Annotated in this window: 22 protein-coding genes; 12 read left to right on the top strand and 10 right to left on the bottom strand. The window is 65.2% G+C overall.

Annotated features, from left to right (window positions below; translation table 11 throughout):
* Nucleotides 1–51: 51 nt before the first annotated feature.
* Both IC762_RS27710 and IC762_RS27705 read left to right on the top strand, forming a co-directional pair.
* A complete protein-coding gene (locus IC762_RS27710; RefSeq protein WP_195785348.1) occupies nucleotides 52–1,707 on the top strand; it encodes an OFA family MFS transporter in 1,656 nt (551 codons plus the stop codon).
* Between the two features lie 92 nt (nucleotides 1,708–1,799).
* Complete coding sequence (locus IC762_RS27705) at nucleotides 1,800–2,048, top strand: hypothetical protein (protein ID WP_195785347.1); 249 nt, start codon at nucleotides 1,800–1,802, stop codon at nucleotides 2,046–2,048.
* Nucleotides 2,049–2,063: 15 nt separating this feature from the next.
* On the opposite strand, the gene IC762_RS27700 is transcribed toward IC762_RS27705, so the two are convergent.
* From IC762_RS27700 to IC762_RS27685, 4 genes are all read right to left on the bottom strand, one after another.
* Nucleotides 2,064–2,684, bottom strand: a complete 621-nt coding sequence (locus IC762_RS27700) for a hypothetical protein (protein ID WP_195785346.1) — start codon at nucleotides 2,682–2,684, stop codon at nucleotides 2,064–2,066.
* 28 nt (nucleotides 2,685–2,712) lie between these two features.
* Nucleotides 2,713–3,339: a hypothetical protein gene (locus tag IC762_RS27695; RefSeq protein WP_195785345.1), complete on the bottom strand. Its 627-nt coding sequence runs from the start codon at nucleotides 3,337–3,339 to the stop codon at nucleotides 2,713–2,715.
* Nucleotides 3,340–3,487: 148 nt separating this feature from the next.
* Nucleotides 3,488–5,875: an endopeptidase La gene (gene lon / locus IC762_RS27690; RefSeq protein ID WP_195785344.1), complete on the bottom strand. Its 2,388-nt coding sequence runs from the start codon at nucleotides 5,873–5,875 to the stop codon at nucleotides 3,488–3,490.
* Between the two features lie 12 nt (nucleotides 5,876–5,887).
* On the bottom strand, nucleotides 5,888–6,292 hold the full coding sequence (locus IC762_RS27685; RefSeq protein ID WP_195785343.1) for an Hsp20/alpha crystallin family protein: 405 nt from the start codon (nucleotides 6,290–6,292) through the stop codon (nucleotides 5,888–5,890).
* Nucleotides 6,293–6,543: 251 nt separating this feature from the next.
* Here IC762_RS27685 and IC762_RS27680 point away from each other — a divergent pair, with 251 nt between their 5' ends.
* Together IC762_RS27680 and IC762_RS27675 are read left to right on the top strand one after the other, a co-directional pair.
* Nucleotides 6,544–6,819 carry a hypothetical protein gene (locus tag IC762_RS27680; protein ID WP_195785342.1) on the top strand — a complete coding sequence of 92 codons (276 nt, stop codon included), beginning with the start codon at nucleotides 6,544–6,546 and terminating at the stop codon, nucleotides 6,817–6,819.
* A gap of 1 nt (nucleotide 6,820) precedes the next feature.
* The gene (locus tag IC762_RS27675; protein ID WP_246801271.1) at nucleotides 6,821–7,009 is read left to right on the top strand and encodes a hypothetical protein; all 189 of its coding nucleotides are present in this window, start codon (nucleotides 6,821–6,823) and stop codon (nucleotides 7,007–7,009) included.
* Here the strand turns inward: IC762_RS27675 and IC762_RS27670 are convergent.
* From IC762_RS27670 to IC762_RS27650, 5 genes are all read right to left on the bottom strand, one after another.
* Nucleotides 6,979–7,740, bottom strand: coding sequence for a slipin family protein (locus tag IC762_RS27670; protein ID WP_195785341.1), 762 nt, complete (start codon nucleotides 7,738–7,740; stop codon nucleotides 6,979–6,981). The genes IC762_RS27675 and IC762_RS27670 overlap by 31 nt on opposite strands.
* Entirely contained in the window at nucleotides 7,737–9,113 is a 1,377-nt protein-coding gene (locus tag IC762_RS27665; protein WP_246801270.1) for an NfeD family protein, read from the bottom strand. Before IC762_RS27665 ends, IC762_RS27670 begins: the two co-directional genes overlap by 4 nt.
* A 62-nt stretch (nucleotides 9,114–9,175) precedes the next feature.
* Entirely contained in the window at nucleotides 9,176–9,451 is a 276-nt protein-coding gene (locus tag IC762_RS27660; RefSeq protein WP_195785339.1) for a hypothetical protein, read from the bottom strand.
* Nucleotides 9,452–9,552: 101 nt separating this feature from the next.
* On the bottom strand, nucleotides 9,553–9,828 hold the full coding sequence (locus IC762_RS27655) for a hypothetical protein (protein WP_195785338.1): 276 nt from the start codon (nucleotides 9,826–9,828) through the stop codon (nucleotides 9,553–9,555).
* Nucleotides 9,829–9,841: 13 nt separating this feature from the next.
* A complete protein-coding gene (locus tag IC762_RS27650) occupies nucleotides 9,842–10,306 on the bottom strand; it encodes a hypothetical protein (protein ID WP_195785337.1) in 465 nt (154 codons plus the stop codon).
* Nucleotides 10,307–10,900: 594 nt separating this feature from the next.
* On the opposite strand from IC762_RS27650, the gene IC762_RS27645 reads away from it, so the two are divergent.
* The 7 genes from IC762_RS27645 (at nucleotide 10,901) to IC762_RS27615 (ending at nucleotide 19,347) form a co-directional block, all read left to right on the top strand.
* The gene (locus IC762_RS27645) at nucleotides 10,901–10,990 is read left to right on the top strand and encodes a K(+)-transporting ATPase subunit F (protein ID WP_016846764.1); all 90 of its coding nucleotides are present in this window, start codon (nucleotides 10,901–10,903) and stop codon (nucleotides 10,988–10,990) included.
* 119 nt (nucleotides 10,991–11,109) lie between these two features.
* Nucleotides 11,110–12,813 (top strand): potassium-transporting ATPase subunit KdpA, encoded by a 1,704-nt coding sequence (gene kdpA, locus IC762_RS27640; RefSeq protein WP_195785336.1) that lies wholly within the window; start codon nucleotides 11,110–11,112, stop codon nucleotides 12,811–12,813.
* Between the two features lie 23 nt (nucleotides 12,814–12,836).
* Complete coding sequence (gene kdpB / locus IC762_RS27635; RefSeq protein ID WP_195785335.1) at nucleotides 12,837–14,948, top strand: potassium-transporting ATPase subunit KdpB; 2,112 nt, start codon at nucleotides 12,837–12,839, stop codon at nucleotides 14,946–14,948.
* A 12-nt stretch (nucleotides 14,949–14,960) separates the two neighbouring features.
* Nucleotides 14,961–15,566 carry a K(+)-transporting ATPase subunit C gene (locus tag IC762_RS27630; RefSeq protein ID WP_195785334.1) on the top strand — a complete coding sequence of 202 codons (606 nt, stop codon included), beginning with the start codon at nucleotides 14,961–14,963 and terminating at the stop codon, nucleotides 15,564–15,566.
* Between the two features lie 39 nt (nucleotides 15,567–15,605).
* Entirely contained in the window at nucleotides 15,606–18,320 is a 2,715-nt protein-coding gene (locus tag IC762_RS27625; protein ID WP_195785333.1) for a sensor histidine kinase, read from the top strand.
* On the top strand, nucleotides 18,317–19,006 hold the full coding sequence (locus tag IC762_RS27620; protein ID WP_195785332.1) for a response regulator: 690 nt from the start codon (nucleotides 18,317–18,319) through the stop codon (nucleotides 19,004–19,006). The genes IC762_RS27625 and IC762_RS27620 overlap by 4 nt, the downstream gene beginning before the upstream one ends.
* A 92-nt stretch (nucleotides 19,007–19,098) precedes the next feature.
* Nucleotides 19,099–19,347 carry a DUF6496 domain-containing protein gene (locus IC762_RS27615; protein WP_195785331.1) on the top strand — a complete coding sequence of 83 codons (249 nt, stop codon included), beginning with the start codon at nucleotides 19,099–19,101 and terminating at the stop codon, nucleotides 19,345–19,347.
* Between the two features lie 104 nt (nucleotides 19,348–19,451).
* Here the strand turns inward: IC762_RS27615 and IC762_RS27610 are convergent, their stop codons facing one another.
* Nucleotides 19,452–20,339: a Ku protein gene (locus IC762_RS27610; protein ID WP_195785330.1), complete on the bottom strand. Its 888-nt coding sequence runs from the start codon at nucleotides 20,337–20,339 to the stop codon at nucleotides 19,452–19,454.
* Between the two features lie 107 nt (nucleotides 20,340–20,446).
* On the opposite strand from IC762_RS27610, the gene ligD reads away from it, so the two are divergent.
* Nucleotides 20,447–23,077, top strand: coding sequence for a DNA ligase D (gene ligD / locus IC762_RS27605; protein WP_195785329.1), 2,631 nt, complete (start codon nucleotides 20,447–20,449; stop codon nucleotides 23,075–23,077).
* Nucleotides 23,078–23,150: the final 73 nt, after the last annotated feature.

Below are 23,150 nucleotides of genomic sequence, written 5' to 3'. Positions count from 1 at the left end.
ACCGAAGACAGCAGATGCGCCTGACGTAACGGCGGCTGCAGGGAGGTTGCAATGACGACGATAAGCAGCAGCGCTGGAAGCGTTGCCGGGGCAGGTGCCGGTATTCTCGACAAGGAGCGGACCATCGCGACCGCCGGATTCAACCGCTGGCTGGTGCCGCCGGCGGCGCTGTGCATCCACCTCTGCATCGGCATGGCCTATGGCTTCTCGGTGTTCTGGCTGCCGCTGTCGCGCGCGATCGGCCTGAACGCGCCGAAAGCGTGCCCCGACATTTCGCTGGTCCAGGAATTGTTCACCACCACTTGCGACTGGAAGGTCGCGAGCCTGGGCTGGATGTTCACACTGTTCTTCGTGGTGCTTGGCGTCGCAGCGGCGGTGTGGGGCGGCTGGCTGGAGAAGGTCGGGCCGCGCAAGGCCGGCTTCGTCGCCGCGCTGTGCTGGTGCGGCGGTCTCGTGCTCGGCGCGATCGGCATCTATCTCCACCAGCTCTGGCTGATGTGGCTCGGCTCCGGCGTGATCGGCGGCATCGGCCTCGGTCTCGGCTACATCTCGCCGGTGTCGACGCTGGTGAAATGGTTCCCCGACCGCCGCGGCATGGCGACCGGCATGGCGATCATGGGCTTCGGCGGCGGCGCGATGATCGGTGCTCCGCTTGCCGCCTGGCTGATGAACCAGTTCAAGACACCGACGTCGGTCGGCGTCTGGGAAACCTTCCTGACCCTGGCGGTCATCTATTTCGTATTCATGGTGATCGGCGCGTTCCGCTACCGCCTGCCGCCGGCCGGTTGGCGGCCCGACGGCTGGACGCCGCCGAGCGAGAAGAAGACGATGATATCAGAGCATCACGTCCATCTCGACAACGCGCACAAGACCCCGCAGTTCTGGCTGATCTGGTGGGTGCTCTGCTTGAACGTGTCGGCGGGAATCGGCGTGATCGGCATGGCCTCGCCGATGTTGCAGGAGATTTTCGGAGGCAAGTTGATCGGGCTGCCCGATGTCGGCTTCAATGCGCTCAACGCGGCGCAGAAGGGACAGATCGCCGTGATCGCCGCCGGCTTCGCCGGGCTGCTCTCGCTGTTCAACATCGGCGGCCGATTCTTCTGGGCCACGCTGTCGGACTATATCGGCCGCAAGAACACCTACTACACGTTCTTCATCCTCGGCATCGTGCTCTACGCGCTGGCGCCGACCTTCGCCGTGACGGGCAACAAGCTGCTGTTCGTGCTCGGCTTCGGCATCATCCTGTCGATGTATGGCGGCGGTTTCTCCACCGTGCCGGCCTATCTCGCGGACATCTTCGGCACCCAGTTCGTCGGCGCCATCCATGGCCGTCTGCTGACGGCGTGGTCGACCGCCGGCATCATCGGTCCGGTGGTGGTGAACTACATCCGTGAATTCCAGCTTGCGGCCGGCGTGCCGCGTGACCAGCTCTACAACTCCACCATGTATATCCTGTGCGGGATGCTGGTCGCGGGCCTGATCTGCAACTATCTGGTCAAGCCGGTCGATCCGAAGTGGTACATGAGCGAGGCGGAGGTCGCGAAACTGCAACAGGCGAGTGCCGGCGCTTCGGCCGGGCAGACCGGATCGTTCGGGATCGGCAAGGGGGGATTGGACGCGCAGTCCGCGCTGTTCTGGCTGTTCGTCGGCATTCCATTGGCCTACGGCGTGTACATGACGCTTCAGAGCGCAATCAAAATCCTTTGATCGCTGCTCTCGTCGCCGCGGGATGCCTGTTCATCAGGTCCCTGCGGCGATCGCGTTTGTTAAATCAACAACAATTGGGAATGGGGGTTTCAATGTTTCGTACTGCAAGCTGTCTCGCGGCCGTGTTGCTCCTGGCCGGCTCGCTGCATTCGGCGTCCGCCCAGACCACCGAGGCCAAGCCGTCGAGGATGAAGCTCAGCATGCAGAAGCTGAAGGAGATGCGGGCGCATTGGCGGGCCAACAAGCCCAAGCTGAAGGCCTGCCGCGCCGAAGTGAAAGCCAAGGGCCTGACCGGCGACGACCGCTGGTTCTACATCGAAGACTGCATGGGGAAGAGCTGAGGCGCGCCGCTGGCCTCACGCATCGATGATCGACCACATGCCGCTCTCGTAGTGCAGCGAGGCCTTGTCCGAGGCCGTCAGGTCGACCTCGATCGCGTTCGGGCCGCTTGCCAGCATCTCAGCGCTCAGCATCGTGCTGGTCGCGATGTTCTGCTGAAACCAGACCCGAACCATGTCGAGTGGCGCAAGCAGCGCGAGGCCGATGCCGGCGGCTTGCGGTCCGACATGGATCGGCAGCGACTGCTGCGTATCATCGGGGCCGGCGGACGACCCGATCAGTCCGACATGGATAGGGCCGTTCGCGTTGGAGAACGGGATGAAGCTGACGGCGGCTCCGCCAGCCGCCGGTTCCACGACGCCCGCAGCGTCGATGGCGGCCACGCTCATCCTGACGAGGTCGACGGCTACGGCATTGGTCTCGACGACCACAGCGGCGCCTGCGGTGAAGAAATTGGTGCCGAAGAGCTGGTAATCGGGCTGCCACGAGAAGTGGGTGGACGGCAGATAGTTCGAGATCGACTGGCACAGCACGGTGTAGGCACCGTTGGTCTTCTGCGCAAAGCAGAGATTGTAGTTGCCGGATTTCAGGGTTCGGTAGTCGGTCTGATGGATCTGGATCTGAACGAGTTTCACCATGGCAGCTTCCCTTTGGCGAACGGCCGGGTCACGCAGCGCTCGGCCGCGCATCGGGTTGTTCGGACCACTTGCCGTTCTGGTAGGTTAGCTTCACGAAATCCTTATTCGTCAGATCGATCGTGCCCGGATTGGTAATGTGGGGATCGATGATGTTGCTGGTCACGACATTCTGCTGCAGCCAGACCTGGAATGCGTCGAGGGGCATGAAGACAAAATTAGTAGAACCGAACACGTTGTCCGAGACGAAGATCGGCGTCGTCTGCTGAACATTGTCAGGGCCCGTCAGCGTGCTGTTAAACCCGATGTGGGTGGGTCCGGGATACTGGCTTTGAATCATGATACTGCGCGGCTGGTCGATCGCAACCGGCGGCTGGAATTCCGCATCCGCGGTGAATGTGGTCTGCTGGCCCGGCGCGATCGCCATGGTTTTGGTATCGACATGGACCACGCCACCGATCTTGAACGAGGAGGTGGCGAACACCTCGAACTGACCGGTCAGGCTGAAAGGGTTGTTCTCCAGATAATTGCCGAAGCACCGCCAGACGACGAGGGGCCTCTCCTCGCCAAAGGCGCCGGCAACGCACAGCAGATATCCTTGGGCTTTCAGCAGCTCGAGATCGTCAAGCGCAATTTCGATTTCAAATGACTTCGCCATGATCGCAATTCCCGGCCCGGCGGCTGGCAACATTGCCGCGCGTCGAAGCAACCATAGACAATTTACCGATATCCAGACAATCTATGATTGATTGCGGCGGCGAGTATTTTTGAGGCGCGCCGGCTGCGATGTCGCAGGACTGTCGCGATTACTCCGCGGCGGCCGGTGTCGCTTTGGCCGGCTCCAGTGCCGCGGCGATCGCCTCGTCGACCCGCTCCAGCCAGATGAACTCCAGCTTCTCGCGGGCGCTGGCCGGGATGTCGTCGTAGTCGCGCCGGTTGCGGGCCGGCAGCATGACGCGGGTGAGGCCTGCCGCGGCCGCGGCGACGACCTTCTCCTTGATGCCGCCGACCGGCAGCACCAGGCCGCGCAGCGAGATTTCGCCGGTCATCGCGGTGTCGCTGCGGACGGTGCGATCGGTCAGGAGTGAGGTGAGGGCGGTGAACATCGCGACGCCGGCGCTTGGGCCGTCCTTCGGCGTGGCACCGGCGGGGACGTGGACGTGGATGTCGCTCCTCTCGAACAGTGTGGGATCGATGCCGAGCTGGGTGGCGCGGCTCTTCACCAGCGTCAGCGCGGCCTGCACGCTCTCGCGCATGACGTCGCCGAGCTGGCCGGTGATCATCAGCCCTCCGCGGCCCGTCGTGCGCGAGGCCTCGATGAACAGGATGTCGCCGCCGACCGGGGTCCAGGCGAGGCCGGTCGCGACGCCGGGAATGCTGGTGCGCATCGCGATCTCGTTCTCGAACCGGGGTTGGCCGAGCAACGTCGCGATGTCCTTCGGCGCGATCGTGACGTGGTTCGTGCTGCCTTCGGCGATCTGCACCGCGACGTTGCGCAACACCTTGCCGATCTCGCGCTCCAGGTTGCGGACGCCGGCCTCGCGCGTATAGCTTTTGATGATCAGCCTGAGCGCATCCGGCTCGATCTCGGCCTGGTCAGATTTCAACCCGTTGGCCTCGAGCTGGCGGCGCACCAGATAGCGCTTGGCGATCTCGAGCTTCTCCTCCTCGGTGTAGCCGGCGAGGCTGATCAGCTCCATGCGGTCGAGCAGCGGACCCGGCACGCCGTCGAGCATATTGGCGGTCGCGATGAAGACGACGCGGGAGAGATCGAAGGGCACGCCGAGGTAATTGTCGCGGAAGGTGCCGTTCTGCTCGGGGTCGAGCACCTCGAGCATCGCGGCCGACGGATCGCCCTGCACGCCGCGGCCCATCTTGTCGATCTCGTCCAGCATCATCACGCAATTGCGCGCGCCGGCCTTCTTGATGCCCTGGATGATGTTGCCGGGCAGCGCGCCGATATAGGTGCGGCGGTGGCCGCGGATCTCGGCCTCATCATGCACGCCGCCGAGCGAGACGCGGACGAACGGCCGGCTCATCGCGCGCGCGATCGATTGCCCCAGCGAGGTCTTGCCGACGCCGGGCGGGCCGACGAAGCAGAGGATCGGAGCCTTGCCGCCCGGCGCCAGCTTGCGCACCGCGAGATATTCGATGATGCGGCTCTTGATCTTGTCGAGGCCGAAATGATCGGCATCGAGGATCTTGCGCGCCTCCTTGATGTCGATCGGCTTCTCTTCGGGCAGCGCCCAGGGCAGGTCGATCAGCCAGTCGAGATAGCTGCGTACCATGCCAGACTCGGCCGCCGCCTCCGGCATCCGCTCGTAGCGGCGCAGCTCCTTCTGGGCCTGGCCCTCGGCTTCCGGCGGCATTTTTGCTTCCACGATCGCCTTGGTCAGCTCGGCAACTTCGGCGGATTTGCCGTCGCCTTCGCCGAGTTGGCGCTGGATCGTCGCCATCTGCTCGCGCAGGATCGCCTCGCGCTGCCGCTCGTCGAACGCGGCCTTGGTCTTCTGGCCGATTTCCTGGGAGAGCCTGAGCACCTCGATGCGTTCGGCGAGATGGCGCGAGACCTTGTCCATCCGCGCCACCAGGTCGATGGTCTCGAGGATGTCCTGTTTCTCCTGCGGCTTGATGTCCATGTAGGAGGTCGCGAGATCCGCCAGCGTTGCCGGCGAATTCGTGCCCTGCAGCGCCGCGATCAATTCCGGCGGCACCTGCGGCAACAGCTGCGCGGCCTCCAGCGCCTGACGCTGCAAATTGAGGAAGCGGGCCTCGATCTCGGGCGAGGTCGTGGTCGGCTCCGGGATCTGCAGCACGCGGGCGGCCAGGAACGGCGTGCCCGGCAGATAGTCGAGCACGCGCATGCGTGCCACGCCCTGGCAGACCAGGTGGTGGGTGTCGTCGGCGGCGGTGATGTAGCGCACGATGTTGGCGACGGTGCCGATCCGGTAGAGATCGTCGGGGCCGGGATCGTTGGTCTCGGCGTCGCGCTGCAGGATGATGCCGATCTGGCGCTGCTCGCGCACCGCTTGCTGGGCTGCGGCAATCGACTTCGCGCGCCCGATCGTGATCGGGACGATGACGTTCGGATACAGCACGGTATTGCGCGCCGGGACGATGATCAGGGCATCGCTCGGAATGGGGGTTGCGCGATCGGACGACGATGCGGGCGCGGTCACGTCTGTTGCGGCCATGCCAAAACTCCGTTAGCTCGATTTGCCGAGCCGCAGGCCGACGCAGCCATGCGCGGCGAAGCGGCTGATGGTGTAGCGGCCGACAGGCAGCTGGATGCGGCGCTCGAAGCGGCCCTGCGGCAGCTCGAGGCGCAGGATGCGGGCGTCGCGCAGTTCGGGGGGGAGGGTGCGGCGGCCGCTGATGATGAGCGTCGCGCCGTCGAGCGCGGTCTCCACGTCGTCAGGGTCGACCCCCGGCAATGCAATGAAGATCAGGATCTCGTCGTCGGTCTCGATGACGTCCATCGGCGGTTCCCAGCTCGGCTCGCGGTTGCCGGCGGGATGCAGATTGAGGAAGCGCTGCTGCATGCGCTCCGCCCGGGCGAGCGTCTCGATCGCATCCGACAGCATCCAGTTGAGGGGATCCTTGGGCCGCATGGGCGCCTTCTCCGTGTCGCTTTGGGGCTGACGTTAGCGGTCTTGCCGCCGACCGTAAACCTGCTCCGGAGAGGAGGATTTTGGGGCAAAAGCTCCGCAATTTTCCGATTTGTGGTGATGCTCGCGCCATCAAGCCGCTTATGCCGCGGCTATGCGGCTTGATGGCGGATCCTCTCGAATTCCTACTGCCTTCTCAGCATCTTCTGGGCTTGACGCGGTGCGCACGCGCGCCGCCGGAAGGAAGGTGTGACATGACCCTGCTCTATTCGCACGATGTCCGGATGCTGGAGGCCACCGCTTCGCATCGCTTCACGGCGCGGCGGGCGTTGCGGCGGATCCGCGCCGCCTTCAGGGCGATCCACCGCGCGATCGCGGCGGCCAAGATCCACCGCCTGCGCAACGAGCTGTTGCTGCACCGCGGTCACGAGGACTGGGCGCGCATCAATCTGGATGTCGGCACGATCGGTGGCGACGCCACGCGCTATCCGCGCACGCCGGTCGTGCTCGGCGAGAAGTGGGATTACTGAGATGCGTGTCGTGTCATCTGTCGGCGTCCTGCTGCGCCGCGCCGCAGAGGCGCTGTTCAAGTTCCTGGCCTGGATCGGCCAGCCGATCGGCGTCTATCGGCCCGAGGCGCACTACATGCGCGGTCCCGGTCCGGCCTGGCGCGCCAAGCATCAGCCGGGTCAGGTCGCCTCGCTCCGTCGCGTCAGGTGATCGAGCAGGTTCATCGGCACCGGAAACACTACGGTCGACGAGCGCTCGCCGGCGATATCGTGCAGCGCCTCGAAGTAGCGTAGCTGCATCGCCTGCGGTTCCTGGGCGAGGATCCGCCCGGCCTCGACCAGCTTCTCGGCGGCCTGCTGCTCGCCCATCGCGTTGATCACCTTGGCGCGCCGCAACCGTTCCGCCTCGGCCTGCTTGGCGATCGCCCGCACCATGGTCTCGTTGATATCGACATCCTTGATCTCGATCGCGGTGACCTTGATGCCCCAGACGTCGGTCTGCTTGTCGAGGATCTCCTGGATGTCGGCGTTCAGCCGGTCGCGTTCCGCAAGCATCTCGTCGAGCTCGTGCTTGCCGAGCACCGAGCGCAGCGTGGTCTGCGCGAGCTGGCTGGTTGCGGCCATGTAGTCGCCGACCTTGATGATGGCGCGTTCGGGATCGACGATGCGGAAGTAGAGCACGGCGTTGACCTTGACCGAGACGTTGTCGCGCGAGATCACGTCCTGCGGCGGCACCACCTGGACCATCACCCGGAGATCGACCTTCACCAGCTGCTGCACCACCGGGATCAGCAGGAACAGCCCCGGGCCCTTCACACCAGAGAAGCGGCCGAGCGTGAAGATCACGCCGCGCTCATATTCGCGCAGCACGCGAACGGCCTGCGACAGGAAAATCACGATCACCAGCGCAAGCGCCGCGTAGCTGAAATAATCGAGCATCATGCTGAACCTCCTGCGCCGGCGGCGATCGCGGCGCGCCGCACCACCAGCGTCAAATCGATGATGTTGGCCACTTCGACCGTCTCTCCGGACCTGAACGTCTCGGTGCCGCGCGCCTGCCAGCGCTCGCCATTGGCGAAGACGTGACCTGTGGTTCCGGTCCAGTCGAGCACCTCGGCGGGCAGGCCCTGCATGGCTTGCGCGCCTGTCAGGACCGGTCCCCTGGCGGCGCGGCGCAGCGCGCCGAGCACCGCAACCAGGAAGGCTGCGAACATTGCCGCGGTGATGCCGATCACCCACCATGACAGGGTGTAGCCGGGCGCCTCGCCCCGGAACAGCATCAGCGCGCCCAGCACGAAGGCTAAGAGCCCTCCGACGCCGATCACGACCGTCGGATTGAAGGCCTCGACCGCGAGCAGCACGATCCCGACCAGCATCAGCGCGAAGCCGGCATAATTGGTCGGCAGCATGTTGAGGGCATAAAGGCCGAGCAGCAGACAGATCGTCCCGACCACGCCGGGGCCGATCATGCCGGGCGACATGAACTCGAAGATCAGCCCGTAGATGCCGACCATCAGCAGGATGAATGCGACGTTGGGATCGGTGATGACCGCGAGCAGCCGCGAAATCCAGCCGGGCTCGATGGCCTCCAGCGCAAGATCCTTCGTCGCCAGGTGTTGCGTCTTGCCCGCGATCTCCACCATGCGGCCGTCAACCTGCCTGAGCAAATCGGCCGGATCACGCGCAACAATCTCGATGACTCCCGCCTGCAGCGCTGCATTGGCGGACAGGGTGGCGGCCTCGCGCACCGCCTTCTCGGCCCAGTCGGCATTGCGGCCACGCAGCTCGGCGAGGCTACGGATGAAGGCGACGGCATCATTGGTCACCTTGGCCGTCATGGCGTCCTTCTCGCCGGCCTTGTTGTCCTTGCCGTCCTTGTCGGGGGTGCCAGGCAGCCCCGGCATCGGTGCGCCGATCTGAACCGGCGTCGCCGCGCCGATATTGGTGCCCGGCGCCATGGCGGCGAGATGCGTCGCATAGAGGATGTAGGTCCCGGCACTCGCCGCATGGGCCCCGGAGGGCGCGACATAGCCGATCACGGGAACGGGCGAGGCGAGCACGTCTGCGATGATCTCGCGCATGCTGGAGTTGAGACCGCCCGGCGTATTCAAGCGCAGCACGACGATCTCGGCGCGTCGTTCGGCCGCCTTGGCGAGCGCGTCCTTGACATAGCTGGCCGATGCCGGCCCGATCGCTCCGTCGATTGAAATGGTCAGGGCAAGGCGGCTGTTCTCTTCCGCCACACCGGGACGGATCGAGACAGCCAGAGCAATGAACGTCGTCACCGCAACGAGAGCCGCCCGAAAAATCTGCACGGCAAGCACTCCCTCGCCGAGCATATGGGGCGGCGGCGGAGAACCTCAATATGGGCGTGATGTCACGGACGTTGCTGGCGCGGGCCATTGTGCATTGCAATGACTTGCCTCGCGCTCTCGCCGCGCATGTCGAGCTCGATCTCGCGCGCGACGTCGACGATCATTTCGGGATGCTGGCCGTTCTCGAACAACGCGTATTTCACGGCCTGGGCGCGGTTGACGAACAGGCCGCCGAACAGGCCGTTCTGCTGCTGGGCGACCCACTGGCCGCGGTGGTTGCGGCCGATGAAGACGATGGAAGACGCCGCGCTGCACGAGGGAGGCTCGACGAGTTTCACGTTAGTCGGTCCTTGTGGTGGTCATCACGCGTCCAATGTCGCGCGCGCGGGATATGAAATCGAGCGCGACCGGCGAGCGACTTCATAAGCGCGGCATAGGATCAGGTATGCTGGACGATGCCGGTGTTCAGCGCGCACAGCGCGGCATAGGCGGTCATTTCGTCCCAATGGTTAAGATGGCCTGCGAATGGCGGTTCGCGCCTGAAGGCGCCGACCGCGGCGCAGATCAGGGCCGACATCCACAACAGCGCGACCAGGCCACGGCCGAAGCCGGCACTGGCGAAGGCGGCAAAGCCGAGCATGATGGCGAGCCGGAATCCGAACCGGATCAGGACCTGCACCGACCGCAGCCCGCGCGGCAGATCTTTCGCATTCATGGCGGTGCGGCCATCAGGAAAAATTGTCGACGAGTTGCGGCTCGTGGAGCGAAGGTGCGCCACGGCGGACGCGGGGCACGCTGGTGCGGCTCTCGGGCGCGCTGATCCGCTGCGCCTCGACGAAGGCGGCAAGGATCGCAAGCGCAAGATCGGCATGATGGGTCTCGATCGACTGGTCGAGCCAGTCCGGCAACTCGCGCTGGCGCGACAACGCGCAATGCCATTCGCTCTCGTCATAGACCAGGCGGCGGAGCTGCCATTGCGGCAGCTCGAGATCGAGCAGCGCCAGTGCTGCATCGGTCCAGGCGCCTGATAGAATCAGGCGCTCGACATGCGCGGCCTTGCCGCTTTGGCCGGCCGATGGCAAGCGCCGGCAAGTCTGGCTGATGAGGTCGGCCATGAACTCTGCTGTGACGGCATAAGCGCCGCGCAGCCGGTCGCCGAGCTCGACGGAGGAGTTTTCGGAAAGCACTGACATGACGTCATCTCGTCCACGCGCGGCCCAAGATATTGGCCGCACGTCCAAAATGACGGGATCGCCGTTTGAAAACGAGATGAGGCGAGAGGCGGAGATATAGGGATTCCATAAAGATGGAACGGGGCGTGTCCCCGTGTCGTCCCGGCGAAAGCCGGGACCCATACTCCGCGGCGGGTGCTGTGAAAGGGATTCGTCGTTCCAGCGGCGCGCGCCAAACGGCATTTGGGGTTATGGGTCCCGGCCTTCGCCGGGACGACTGGGAAGTCCGTAGGGTGGGCAAAGGCGCACAGCGCCGTGCCCACCTTCAAGTGACGTGCTCGTGAGGGTGGGCACGCTTCGCTTTGCCCACCCTACGGACGACGGCGGCACTTATGGAATTCCTATAACGTCCTCATACGCCACATCTCGAAAACCTATGTCCCGGGTGGCACTTCACGGCCATCCGGCGCGGAACGCTTATGCGGTCGCCCGCGCCCCTCGGATGTACGGGAGTTTCCCATGATGGACATCGTCATGTCGGCGCTTGCGCTCGCGTTCTTCGCGGCCGGCATCGGCTACGCCTATGCCTGCGAACGGCTCTAAGGGGAGGCCGCGATGATCTTCGATTACTCGCTCGCCGGCCTCGTCTCGCTCGGCCTGTTGTTCTACCTCACCTACGCGCTGCTGCGGCCGGAACGCTTCTAGGCACCGGCCATGCTCGAGCTTTGCAAGATCCTCGCCGCCGACGCCGTGCTCACCGGGCTGCTGCTCGGCCTGCTGGCGTCGCTGCTGCGCTTCGCCCCCGTTCGAAAGGTTTGACGTCAATGACCGTCATCGGCTGGATGCAGATTGTTCTATTTTGCGCGATCGTCGTCGCGCTGGTCAAACCGCTCGGCGGTCACATGACCCGTGTCTTCAACGGCGAGCGCACCTTCATGTCGCCGGTGCTGCGCCCGGTCGAGCGCGCGATCTACTGGGTCGGCGGCGTCGACGAGCGGCGCGAGCAGCACTGGCTGACCTACACGGTCGCCATGCTGCTGTTCCATGTCGGCGGCTTCTTCATCATCTACGGCCTGATGCGGCTGCAGGCGGCTCTCCCGTTCAATCCGGCCGGGCAGACGGCGGTGGCCGAAGATCTCTCCTTCAACACTGCGATCTCCTTCATCACCAACACCAACTGGCAGAACTACGGCGGCGAGAGCACGCTATCCTATCTGGTCCAGATGCTCGGCCTGACCCACCAGAATTTCCTGTCGGCCGCGACGGGAATCGCGCTGGCGATGGCGCTGATCCGCGGCTTCTCGCGCTCCTCGGTGCGCACCGTCGGCAATTTCTGGGTCGATGTGACGCGCTGCACGCTCTACGTGTTGCTGCCGATCTGCGTCGTCTACGCGCTGTTCCTGGTCTCGCAAGGCATGCCGCAAACGCTCGGTGCCTATGTCGACGCCACCACGCTGGAAGGCGGCAAGCAGACCATCGCGCTGGGACCCGTGGCCTCGCAGGTCGCGATCAAGATGCTCGGCACCAACGGCGGCGGCTTCTTCAACGCCAACGCGGCGCATCCCTTCGAGAACCCGACCGCGCTGTCGAACCTGGTGCAGATGGTCTCGATCTTCGCGCTCGGCGCTGCCTTGACCAACGTGTTCGGCCGCATGGTCAGCAACGAGCGGCAGGGCTGGGCGATCCTCGCCGTGATGGGCGTGCTGTTCGTGGCCGGCGTCGCCATCGCCTATTGGGCAGAGGCCAGCGGCACCTCGATGATGCACGCGCTCGGGCTCTCCGGCGGCAACATGGAGGGCAAGGAGGTCCGCTTCGGCATCGTCGCCTCCGCGCTGTTCGCGGTCATCACCACGGCCGCATCCTGCGGCGCGGTCAATGCCATGCATGACTCGTTCACCGCGCTCGGCGGCATGATCCCGCTGATCAACATGCAGCTCGGCGAGATCATCGTCGGCGGCGTCGGCGCCGGCCTCTACGGCATGCTGCTGTTCGTCGTGCTGTCGATCTTCGTCGCCGGCCTGATGGTCGGCCGCACCCCGGAATATGTCGGCAAGAAGATCGAAGCCCGCGAGGTCAAGATGGCGATGCTCGCGATCCTGGTGCTGCCGCTGATGTATCTCGGCTGGACCGCGGTCGGCGTGGTGCTGCCACAGGCGGTCGCCTCGATGGCCAATGCCGGCCCGCACGGCTTCACCGAGGCGCTCTATGCCTATACCTCGGCGACCGGCAACAACGGCTCGGCTTTCGCGGGTCTTTCCGGCAACACCTTCTTCTACAACCTCACGCTCGCCTCGGCGATGTTCGTCGGCCGCTTCTTCATGATCGTGCCGGCGATGGCGATGGCTGGCTCGCTCGCTCAGAAGAAGTCGATCCCGGCATCCGCGGGCACGCTGCCGACCACCGGTGGCCTGTTCGTCGGCCTGGTCGTCGGCGTGATCCTGATCATCGGCGGCCTGACCTTCTTCCCGGCGCTGGCGCTCGGACCGATCGTCGAGCAGCTCGCCATGAACGCCAACACGCTGTTCTGATCAAATTGACTGGAGTGACTTCCATGGAAACCACAAGACTGCAGAAACAGGTGACGGCGTCGACCATGCTCGACCCGAAGATCCTGGTGCCGGCGATCGGGTCGGCCTTCGTCAAGCTTGATCCGCGGCTGATGGCGAAGAACCCCGTGATGTTCGTGGTCGAGGTGGTGGCCGCGTTGACCACGATCATCTTCGTGCGCGACCTCGTCATCGGCGGCGCCAGCCTCGGCTTCACCTTCCAGATCATCCTCTGGCTCTGGTTCACGGTGCTATTCGCAAACTTTGCCGAGGCCGTCGCCGAAGGCCGCGGCAAGGCGCAGGCGGAATCGCTGAAGAAGACCCGCACCGAGAGCCAGGCCAAGCTCTTGACCGGCACCGACCGTACCTTCCGCATGGTGCCCGGCACCTCGCTCAAGGTCGGCGACATCGTGCTGGTCGAGGCCGGCGACAACATCCCCTCCGACGGCGAGGTGATCGAGGGCGTCGCCTCGGTCAACGAGGCCGCGATCACCGGTGAATCGGCGCCCGTGATCCGTGAATCCGGCGGCGACCGTTCGGCGGTCACCGGCGGCACCCAGGTGCTGTCGGACTGGATCCGCGTCCGCATCACCGCCGCCCAAGGCTCGACCTTCATCGACCGCATGATCAAGCTGGTGGAGGGCGCCGAGCGGCAGAAGACGCCGAACGAGATCGCGCTCAACATCCTGCTCGCCGGTCTCACCATCATTTTCGTGTTCGCGACGGTGACGATCCCGAGCTATGCGGCCTATGCCGGCGGCTCGATCTCGGTCGTGATCCTGGTGGCGCTGTTCGTCACCTTGATCCCGACCACCATCGGCGCGCTCCTGTCGGCGATCGGCATCGCCGGCATGGACCGCCTGGTGCGCTTCAACGTGCTGGCGATGTCCGGCCGTGCGGTGGAAGCCGCCGGCGACGTCGACACGCTGCTGCTCGACAAGACCGGCACCATCACGCTCGGCAATCGCCAGGCCACCGCGTTCCGTCCGATCCGCGGCGTTTCGGAGCAGGATCTGGCGGACGCCGCCCAGCTTGCTTCGCTCGCCGACGAAACGCCGGAAGGCCGCTCGATCGTGGTGCTCGCCAAGGAGAAATACGGCATCCGGGGCCGTGACATGAAGGAGCTCGCGGCGACCTTCGTGCCGTTCACGGCGCAGACCCGCATGAGCGGGATCGACGCCGGCGGCTCTTCGGTGCGCAAGGGCGCGGTCGATTCGATCCTGAGCTATGTCGACGGCGGCGGGGCGCGCACCGTTGCCTCGGGCAACACCGTCCGCGCAGTTGCGGCCACGATGAGCGCGGAAGCGCGCGAGATCCAGGCGATCGCCGACGAGATCGCCAAGGCCGGCGGCACGCCGCTGGCCGTGGCGAAGGACGGCAAGCTGCTCGGCGTCGTGCATCTGAAGGATATCGTCAAGGGCGGTATCCGCGAGCGCTTCGCCGAGCTGCGCCGCATGGGCATCCGCACCGTGATGATCACCGGCGACAATCCGATGACCGCGGCCGCGATCGCGGCGGAAGCCGGCGTCGACGACTTCCTGGCGCAGGCCACGCCCGAGGACAAGCTCAAGCTGATCCGCGACGAGCAGGCCAAGGGCAAGCTTGTCGCGATGTGCGGCGACGGCACCAACGACGCGCCGGCACTGGCGCAGGCCGACGTCGGCGTCGCCATGAACACCGGCACCCAGGCCGCGCGCGAGGCCGGCAACATGGTCGATCTCGATTCCAATCCGACCAAGCTGATCGAGGTGGTCGAGATCGGCAAGCAGCTTCTGATGACCCGCGGCGCGCTGACCACGTTCTCGATCGCCAATGACGTCGCCAAATATTTCGCGATCATCCCGGCGATGTTCCTCGCGTTCTATCCGCAGCTCTCGGTGCTCAACGTGATGCACCTGGCGAGCCCGCAGAGCGCGATCCTGTCGGCGATCATCTTCAACGCGCTGATCATCATCGCGCTGATTCCCTTGGCGCTGAAAGGCGTCAAGTACCGCGCGATCGGCGCCGGCGCGCTGCTCGGCCGCAACCTGATGATCTACGGCCTGGGAGGCATCATCATTCCCTTCATCGGCATCAAGGCGATCGACCTGATGGTTGCCGCCCTGGGCCTGGCTTAAGGAACCACGATCATGTTGAGAGAAATTCGCCCCGCCATCCTCGTGTTGTTGCTGCTGACCGCCATCACGGGCCTCGCCTATCCGCTCGCCATGACCGCGATCGCCGGCGTGATCTTCCCGAAGCAGGCACGAGGCAGCCTGATCGAGAAGGACGGCAAGGTGATCGGCTCCGCTTTGATCGGGCAGGAGTTCAAGGACGACAAATATTTCCACGGGCGGCTGTCGGCGACCGTGGCGCCGGATCCGAACGATGCCTCGAAGACCGTGCCGGCGCCGTACAATGCCGCCAATTCCGGCGGCTCCAATCTCGGTCCGACCAGCAAGGCGCTGGCCGACCGGCTCAAGGACGATGTCGAGAAGCTGAAGGCGGACGATCCGTCGGCACGGGTGCCCGTCGATCTCGTCACGACCTCGGCCAGCGGGCTCGACCCGGATATCTCGCCGGAGGGCGCGCTGTTCCAGGTGCCGCGGGTCGCCAAGGCGCGCGGCATGTCCGAGGACGCGGTGCGCCAGCTGGTGACACAGAACACGCAAGGCCGCTTCGCCGGCGTCGTGGGTGAGCCTCGCGTTAACGTTCTTGCGCTCAACCTGGCGCTGGATGCGGCGAACGCGAAATAGGGGAGTAGGCCCGCTCTCGCAGGATGACTATATTGCGGCATGGCCAGTCAGCGCCGCGACCCCTTGAAACGACCCTCTCCGGATGCGCTGCTCGATGCGGCGCGTCGGGAGACCGATCGTTCCGGACGGCTGAAGATCTTCGTCGGTGCCGCCCCCGGCGTCGGCAAGACCTACGAGATGCTCTCGAGCGCCCACGCCCGGCTCAAGGCCGGCGTCGATGTCGTGGTCGGCGTGGTCGAGACCCACGGGCGGGTCGAGACTGAGGCGCTGTTGAAGGGCCTCGACGTAGTGCCGCGCAAGCAGCTCAGCTATCGCGACCAGACGCTGGAGGAGATGGATCTCGACGCCCTGATCGCGCGGCGGCCGCAGCTTGCGCTGGTCGACGAGCTCGCCCACACCAACGCGCCGGGCAGCCGGCATCCCAAGCGCTATCTCGACGTCGAGGAATTGCTGTCGCACGGCATCGACGTCTACACCGCCGTCAACATCCAGCACATCGAGAGCCTCAACGACGTGGTCGCGCAGATCACCCATGTGCGGGTGCGCGAGACCGTGCCGGACTCGGTGTTCGACCGCGCCGACGCCATCGAACTGATCGACCTGACGCCCGACGATCTGATCCAGCGGCTGAAGGAGGGCAAGGTCTATGTGCCCAAGCAGGCCGAACGCGCGCTGGAGCATTATTTCTCGCCCGGCAATCTGACCGCGCTGCGCGAGCTGGCGCTGCGGCGCACCGCCGAGCGGGTCGACGAACAACTGCTTACCCACATGCAGGCCAATGCGATCGCCGGGCCCTGGGCCGCTGGCGAGCGCATCCTGGTCTGCCTGAGCGAGGACCCGCGCGCCGCAGGCCTGGTGCGCTATACCAAGCGACTCGCCGACCGGCTGCATGCGCAATGGACCGCGCTCAGCATCGAGACGCGGCGTAGCCTGCAATTGACCGACGAGCAGCGCGACCGGCTCGCCGACACCATGCGGCTGGCCGAATCGCTCGGCGGCGAGGCACTGACCATTCCCGGTGTCGGCCGCCGCATCGCCGACGACGTCATCAATTTCGCGCAGGCCAACAACGTCACCCAGATCATCATCGGCAAGTCGACGCGGTCGCGCTGGTTCGAGCTGATACGCGGCTCCGTGGTGCACGATCTGGTGCGGCGGGCCGGCAATATCAGCGTCAACGTGATCGCCGGCGACGAGCAGCCGGTCGGCAAGGCGGCGGTGCAGACCGCGCAGCGGCAGGAGCCGTTCAATCCGCGGCCCTATCTGATGTCGCTGCTCTTGATCGGGATCGGGTTAGGCGCCGCCAAGCTGATCCAGCCGTTCTTCGGCATCGAGAATGTCGATCTGGTGTTCCTCACCGCGGTGGTCGGCGCGGCCGCGCGCTACGGCCTGTGGCCGTCGCTGCTCGCGAGCGTCGCCGCCTCGCTGTGCTACAATTTCTTCTTCCTGCCGCCGGTCTACACCTTCACGATCACCGATCCGACCAATGTCGCGGCATTCTTCTTCTTCATGCTGATCGCGCTGATCGTTTCCAACGTCGCGGCGCGCGTCCGTGTCCAGGCCGACACCGCGCTCGGCCGCGTCCGCACCACCGAATCGCTCTATGCGTTCAGCCGCAAGCTCGCCGGCACCGCGACGCTGGACGACGTGCTGTGGGCGACCGCCTATCAGATCGCTCTGATGCTGAAGGTGCGGGTGGTGCTGCTGCTGCCGGAGGATGGCGTGCTGACGGTCAAGAGCGGCTATCCGCCGGAGGACCAGCTCGACCAGGCCGATCTCGCCGCCGCCAACTGGGCCTGGGGCAACGACCGTCCGGCCGGCCGCGGCTCCGACACGCTGCCGGGCGGCAAGCGCCTGTTCCTGCCGATGCGCACCGGGCGTGGCCCGATCGGCGTGATCGGCATCGACGACGACCGCACCGGGCCGTTGCTGACGCCGGACCAGCGCCGGCTGCTCGACGCGCTGGTCGACCAGGGCGCGCTCGCGATCGAGCGCGTGCTGCTGGTCGAGGACATGGACCGCGTCAAGCGCACCGTGGAGTCCGACCGGCTGCGCGGCGCGTTGTTGACCTCGATCTCGCACGACCTCAAGACGCCGCTGGCGTCCGTGCTCGGTTCGGCGTCGGCGCTGCGTGACCTCGGTATCAGCCTGACGGAGGCGCAGAAGCACGATCTGCTGGCGACCGTAATCGACGAGTCCGAGCGGCTCAACCGCTTCATCGCCAATCTGCTCGACATGACCAAGCTGGAATCCGGCGCCATCGTGCCCAACACCGCGCGGCACGATGTCGGCGAGATCATCGGCAGCGCGCTGCGTCGCGCCGCAAAGATCCTGCTGTATCACAAGGTGTCGCTGGAGCTTGCGGCCGACCTTCCGATGCTGGAGCTCGATGCCGTGCTGTTCGAGCAGGTGCTGTTCAACGTGCTCGACAACGCCGCCAAATACGCCCCTTCGGACACCACGATCGCGATCCGGGGCGTCCGCGAACGCGACAGGATCACGTTGCAGATCCTCGACGAGGGCAACGGCATTCCGGCGACGGAGCTCGAAAGCGTGTTCGACAAGTTCTACCGCGCCGAGAAGGGTGACCATGTCCGCCCCGGCACCGGCCTCGGCCTCGCGATCTCGCGCGGCTTCGTCGAGGCGATGCGCGGCACGATCGCGGCGACCAACCGCACCGACCGCAGCGGTGCCGTCATCACCATCCGCCTGCCGATTCCTGCCGACACCAACGCGCTGGACACTGCTGCATGAACGCAACTCCGATCAAGGTTCTGGTCATCGACGACGAGCCGCCGATCCGCAAGCTGCTGCGGATGGGGCTGAGCACGCAGGGTTACGACATCCTCGAAGCCTCCAACGGCAAGAACGCGCTGGAGATGCTGGCCGAAGGGCCGGCGCTGATCATCCTCGATCTCGGATTGCCCGACATCCAGGGCCATGATCTCCTGCGCATGATCCGCGGCCGCAACGAGAACGTGCCGATCGTGGTGCTGTCGAGCCGCGGCGACGAGGCCGGCAAGGTGCAGGCGCTCGACCTCGGCGCCGACGACTATCTGACCAAACCGTTCGGCATGGACGAGCTGCTGGCGCGGCTGCGCGCCGCGCTTCGGCACCAGTTGCAGGTGCAGGGCGAACGGCCGGTGTTTCGCTCCGGCGATCTCTCGGTCGACCTGGTGCGCCGGATCGTCAAGGTCGGCGAGCGGGAGATCAAGCTGTCGCCGAAAGAGTATGATTTGCTGCGCGTGCTGGTGCAGCACGCCGGCAAGGTACTGACGCATCGCTTCCTGCTGAAGGAATTGTGGGACGAGCTGACCGACGCGCAATATCTGCGCGTCTATGTGCGCCAGCTGCGCCAGAAGATCGAGGCCGATCCCGAGCGTCCGCAATTCGTGCTGACCGAGACCGGCATCGGCTATCGGCTACGCGCGGCGGATTGAGTGTCATGCCCCGCTCGAGCCGGGCGACGACAGCGGAGGTGCGGAACTTTCGCTGGCGGTGAGGATTGCTCATCCGTACCGGGAGAGACACCATGGCAAGAAAATACTCGCGGAAAGCATCCGCCGACGTCGAACGTGCAATGAAGAAGCGCAAGGCAGGCACGCTGCGGAGCGGCCGATCCAAGAAGAAGGTGACGAGCCGCAAGCAGGCAATCGCGATCGGCCTGTCGGAGGCGAGGGCCGAAGGCAAGAGGGTGCCGAAGAAGGCGAAAAAGGCGGCCAAGAAAACGACGAAGAAACGGAAGACCGCCAAGAAGCGTAAGGCTGCCAAGAAGCGGTAGAAGGCGTCATACTCTTCTCGTCATGCCCGGGCTTGACCCGGGCATCCATCCTCTTGGCGACGAAGTCGTGGATGGCCGGGTCAAGCCCGGCCATGACGAGTTACCTACCCCGCCTTGCGCGACCGCGCGCTCGACCGGTGCGACTTCTTCGCCGCGCGGCGGTGCGAGGTCTGGCGGCGCGCCGTGGAGCCTGAACGCCTCACGCCGCCCTTCCCACCCTTCAGGCTCTGCTTCAGCGCGTCCATCAGGCTCACCACATTGCTCGGCTTCTCTTCGCGCGCAGCCGCCTTGATCGGCTTGCCGGCGGCCTTGCGGCGCACCAGCGTCTTCAGCGCGGTCTCGTACTGGTCCTTGAATGTCGACGGATCGAAATGGCCGGCCTTGCTGTCCAGGATATGGCCGGCGAGTTCGATCATGTCCTTGGTCACCTTCGGGCTCTTGATATCGTCGAAATAGTCGTCGGCGTCGCGCAGCTCGTAGGGGTAGCGTAGCGTGGTGGCGAGCATCCCCTTGTCGAGCGGTTCGATCGCAATGACGTGCTCGCGGTTAGTCAGGACGATCCGCGCCAGCGCGACGCGGTCCTGATCTTTCATGGCATCGCGGATCACCGCGAAGGCGTCGACGCCGGCCTTGCCATCGGGCCTGATGTAATAGGGATGGTCGAGATAGCGCTTGTCGATCTCACCTTCGGGCACGAAGGAGTCGATATCGATAGTGTGGTTGCTCTCGATCTGAACGGCCTCGAGCTCGTCTTTCTCGATCTCGACATATTTGCCCTTGCTGACCTCGTAGCCGCGGCCCTTCTGCTCGCCTTCGACCACGTCGCCGGTCTCGGTGTCGACCATCTGCTGCTTCAGCCGGTTGCCGGTCTCGCGATTGATCATGTGGAAGCGGGTTTTCTCGACCGCGGTGGAAGCCGGGTACAGCGCCACCGGGCACGACACCAGCGACAGTTTGAGCGTGCCTTTCCAGTAAGCGCGGGGAGCGGCCATCATCATCTCCAAACGGCTTGAGTTTGGAACTTGAACGGATACCGTGGGTTTTGGTTCCTGACAGCCGCGCGGAGGCGGCGGTCGTCGTTTGCGCCGAGGCTTTGCACGTGCCGCTGAAAAACCTGTCGACCTACCGCAAGAAGCGCGATTTCGAGAAGACCAGCGAGCCGTCCGGCGAGGTCAAGGTGGCGCCGGCCGAGCTGCGGCGCTTCGTGGTCCAGAAGCACGATGCGACCCGGCTGCACTATGATTTCCGGCTCGAATTCGACGGCACCTTCAAGTCTTGGGCGGTGACGCGCGGGCCCTCGCTCGATCCGCACGACAAGCGGCTCGCGGTCGAGGTCGAGGACCATCCGCTCGACTACGGCGACTTCGAAGGCACCATTCCCGAGGACCAGTATGGTGGCGGCACGGTGCAGCTCTGGGATCGCGGCTTTTGGCAATCCGACGACCCCGAGCGCGGCTTCAGGAAGGGCGATCTGAAGTTCACGCTCGACGGCGAGAAACTGCATGGCAGCTGGGTGTTGGTGCGGATGAAGAGCGACCGCTATGGCGGCAAGCGCACCAACTGGCTCTTGATCAAGCATCGCGACGAATATGCCGTGGAAGGCAACGGCGAAGAGATCCTTGCAGAGGACCGCTCGGTCGCATCCGGCCGCTCGATGGATCAGATCGCATCGGGCAAGGGCAAGGCGCCAAAGCCGTTCATGTTGGCGAAGGGCAATGGCAAAGCCAAAGCCGATGCAGTCTGGCACTCCAATCACGGATTGGCTGCGGACGAGCGCGCCAGGACCAAGGCACCGGCGCCGAAAGCGCAGCCGAAGCCGAAGCAGGTCGCGGAGATGCCGGCCTTTGTCTCGCCACAGCTCTGCGCCGCCGTCGACACGCCGCCCGGCGGCGCGGGCTGGTGCCACGAGATCAAATTCGACGGCTACCGTGTGCAGCTTCGCGTCGAGGACGGCGAAGCCGTGCTGAAGACCCGCAAGGGGCTCGACTGGACCGGGAAATTCGGCGCGATCGCCAAGGAGGCCGGCAGGCTGCCGGATGTCCTGATCGACGGTGAGATCGTCGCGCTCGACAAGCACGGCACCCCGCATTTCTCGACGCTGCAGGCCGCACTCTCCGACGGCAAGACCGACCGGCTGGTGTTCTACGCGTTCGACCTGCTGTTCGAGGGCACCAATGATTTGCGTCCGCTGCCGCTTGCCGAACGCAAGGCGCGGCTGAAGGCGTTGCTCGAGGCGCGCAAGGGCAAAAACCCGGTGATCCGATATGTCGAACATTTCGAGGAAAGCGGCCCGGCAGTGCTGGAATCGGCGCGCAAGCTGAAACTCGAAGGCATCGTCTCCAAGCGGCTCGATGGCGCTTATCGGTCTGGTCGTTCCGATGACTGGACCAAAGCAAAAATCCGCGCCGGCCAGGAGGTGGTGCTCGGCGGCTGGAAAACGACCAACGGCAAATTCCGCTCGCTGATGGCCGGCGTCTATCGCGGCGATCATCTCGTCTTTGTCGGCATCGTCGGCACCGGATTCGGCCAGGACACGGTCCGCCGCATCATGCCGGCGCTGAAGGCGGCGGCGTCGGACAACAGCCCGTTCGGCGGCAAGGACGCGCCGAAGAAGACCCGCGACGTGCACTGGCTGAAGCCGGAGCTGGTCGCCGAGATCGAGTTCGGTGGCTGGACCGATGCCGGCAATATTCGCCAGGCCGCGTTCAAGGGCCTGCGTCAGGACAAGCCGGCGCACGAGGTGGAGGCCGAGATGCCAGTCGCAACCAGGGTGGTGAAGCCGATGGCGAAGAGCGCGGCAAAAGGCACTGCGAGCAAGGGTGCGGCAAAGAGCGAGGTGATGGGCGTCGTCATCTCGCATCCGGACAAGGCGCTGTGGCCCGACGCCGGCGACGGCGAGCCGGTGACCAAGCTCGATCTTGCACGATATTTTGAGGCGGTCGGCGAATGGATGATGTCTTATCTCAAGGGCCGGCCGTGCTCGATCGTGCGCGCGCCCGACGGCATCAACGGCGAGACCTTCTTCCAGCGCCACGCCATGGCCGGTACCTCGAAGCTGTTGAAGCTCGCCAAAGTGGCAGGCGACCGCAAACCCTATCTACAGATTGACCAGGTCGAGGGGCTGGCTGCGGTGGCGCAGCTCGGCGGGCTCGAGCTGCATCCCTGGAATTGCGCGCCCGACGCCTATGACACGCCGGGCCGGCTGGTGTTCGATCTCGATCCTGCACCCGACGTCGCATTCGCCGATGTGGTCGAGGCCGCCAAGGAGATGCGCGAGCGGTTGACGGCGGTCGGCCTCGAGAGCTTCTGCAAGACCACCGGCGGCAAGGGCCTGCACGTCGTGGCGCCGTTGCTGTCGGGCGGCAAGGACAAGGTGACGTGGAAGGAGGCCAAGGCTTTTGCGCAAGCGATCTGCCAATGGATGGAGCAGGACGATCCCGCGCGCTATCTGATCAACATGTCCAAGGCCAAGCGCACGGGGAAGATCTTTCTCGACTATCTGCGCAACGACAGGCTCTCGACCGCGGTCGCGGTGCTGTCGCCGCGGGCACGCCCGGGCGCTACGGTGTCGATGCCGCTGACCTGGACCCAGGTCCGCGGCGACCTCGATCCGACAAAATACACACTGCGCAGCGTGCCGGCGCTGCTCGCGAAGTCGAAGGCGTGGGATGGTTACGAGGACGCGGCGGGTTCGATCAGGTCCGCGATCAAGAAGCTCGCGGCGCAGTAGTCGAGGTACGTAAGGTGGGCAAAGCGAAGCGTGCCCACCTTTTTTGCTGCGCTCGTGAAGGTGGGCACGTCGC

This window comes from Bradyrhizobium genosp. L, assembly GCF_015624485.1.
Lineage (GTDB): Bacteria > Pseudomonadota > Alphaproteobacteria > Rhizobiales > Xanthobacteraceae > Bradyrhizobium.
The sequence above is the reverse complement of the archived record's forward strand: the minus strand, read 5'-3'. Positions and strand labels throughout refer to the sequence as shown.

Bases quoted from the DNA above. Each gene is read 5' to 3' on its own strand.
- IC762_RS27710 (WP_195785348.1), top strand. From the start codon at position 52: ATGACGACGATAAGCAGCAGCGCTGGAAGCGTTGCCGGGGCAGGTGCC.
- IC762_RS27705 (WP_195785347.1), top strand. From the start codon at position 1,800: ATGTTTCGTACTGCAAGCTGTCTCGCGGCCGTGTTGCTCCTGGCCGGC.
- IC762_RS27700 (WP_195785346.1), bottom strand. From the start codon at position 2,684: ATGGTGAAACTCGTTCAGATCCAGATCCATCAGACCGACTACCGAACC.
- IC762_RS27695 (WP_195785345.1), bottom strand. From the start codon at position 3,339: ATGGCGAAGTCATTTGAAATCGAAATTGCGCTTGACGATCTCGAGCTG.
- lon (WP_195785344.1), bottom strand. From the start codon at position 5,875: ATGGCCGCAACAGACGTGACCGCGCCCGCATCGTCGTCCGATCGCGCA.
- IC762_RS27685 (WP_195785343.1), bottom strand. From the start codon at position 6,292: ATGCGGCCCAAGGATCCCCTCAACTGGATGCTGTCGGATGCGATCGAG.
- IC762_RS27680 (WP_195785342.1), top strand. From the start codon at position 6,544: ATGACCCTGCTCTATTCGCACGATGTCCGGATGCTGGAGGCCACCGCT.
- IC762_RS27675 (WP_246801271.1), top strand. From the start codon at position 6,821: ATGCGTGTCGTGTCATCTGTCGGCGTCCTGCTGCGCCGCGCCGCAGAG.
- IC762_RS27670 (WP_195785341.1), bottom strand. From the start codon at position 7,740: ATGATGCTCGATTATTTCAGCTACGCGGCGCTTGCGCTGGTGATCGTG.
- IC762_RS27655 (WP_195785338.1), bottom strand. From the start codon at position 9,828: ATGAATGCGAAAGATCTGCCGCGCGGGCTGCGGTCGGTGCAGGTCCTG.
- IC762_RS27650 (WP_195785337.1), bottom strand. From the start codon at position 10,306: ATGTCAGTGCTTTCCGAAAACTCCTCCGTCGAGCTCGGCGACCGGCTG.
- IC762_RS27645 (WP_016846764.1), top strand. From the start codon at position 10,901: ATGATCTTCGATTACTCGCTCGCCGGCCTCGTCTCGCTCGGCCTGTTG.
- kdpA (WP_195785336.1), top strand. From the start codon at position 11,110: ATGACCGTCATCGGCTGGATGCAGATTGTTCTATTTTGCGCGATCGTC.
- kdpB (WP_195785335.1), top strand. From the start codon at position 12,837: ATGGAAACCACAAGACTGCAGAAACAGGTGACGGCGTCGACCATGCTC.
- IC762_RS27630 (WP_195785334.1), top strand. From the start codon at position 14,961: ATGTTGAGAGAAATTCGCCCCGCCATCCTCGTGTTGTTGCTGCTGACC.
- IC762_RS27625 (WP_195785333.1), top strand. From the start codon at position 15,606: ATGGCCAGTCAGCGCCGCGACCCCTTGAAACGACCCTCTCCGGATGCG.
- IC762_RS27620 (WP_195785332.1), top strand. From the start codon at position 18,317: ATGAACGCAACTCCGATCAAGGTTCTGGTCATCGACGACGAGCCGCCG.
- IC762_RS27615 (WP_195785331.1), top strand. From the start codon at position 19,099: ATGGCAAGAAAATACTCGCGGAAAGCATCCGCCGACGTCGAACGTGCA.
- IC762_RS27610 (WP_195785330.1), bottom strand. From the start codon at position 20,339: ATGGCCGCTCCCCGCGCTTACTGGAAAGGCACGCTCAAACTGTCGCTG.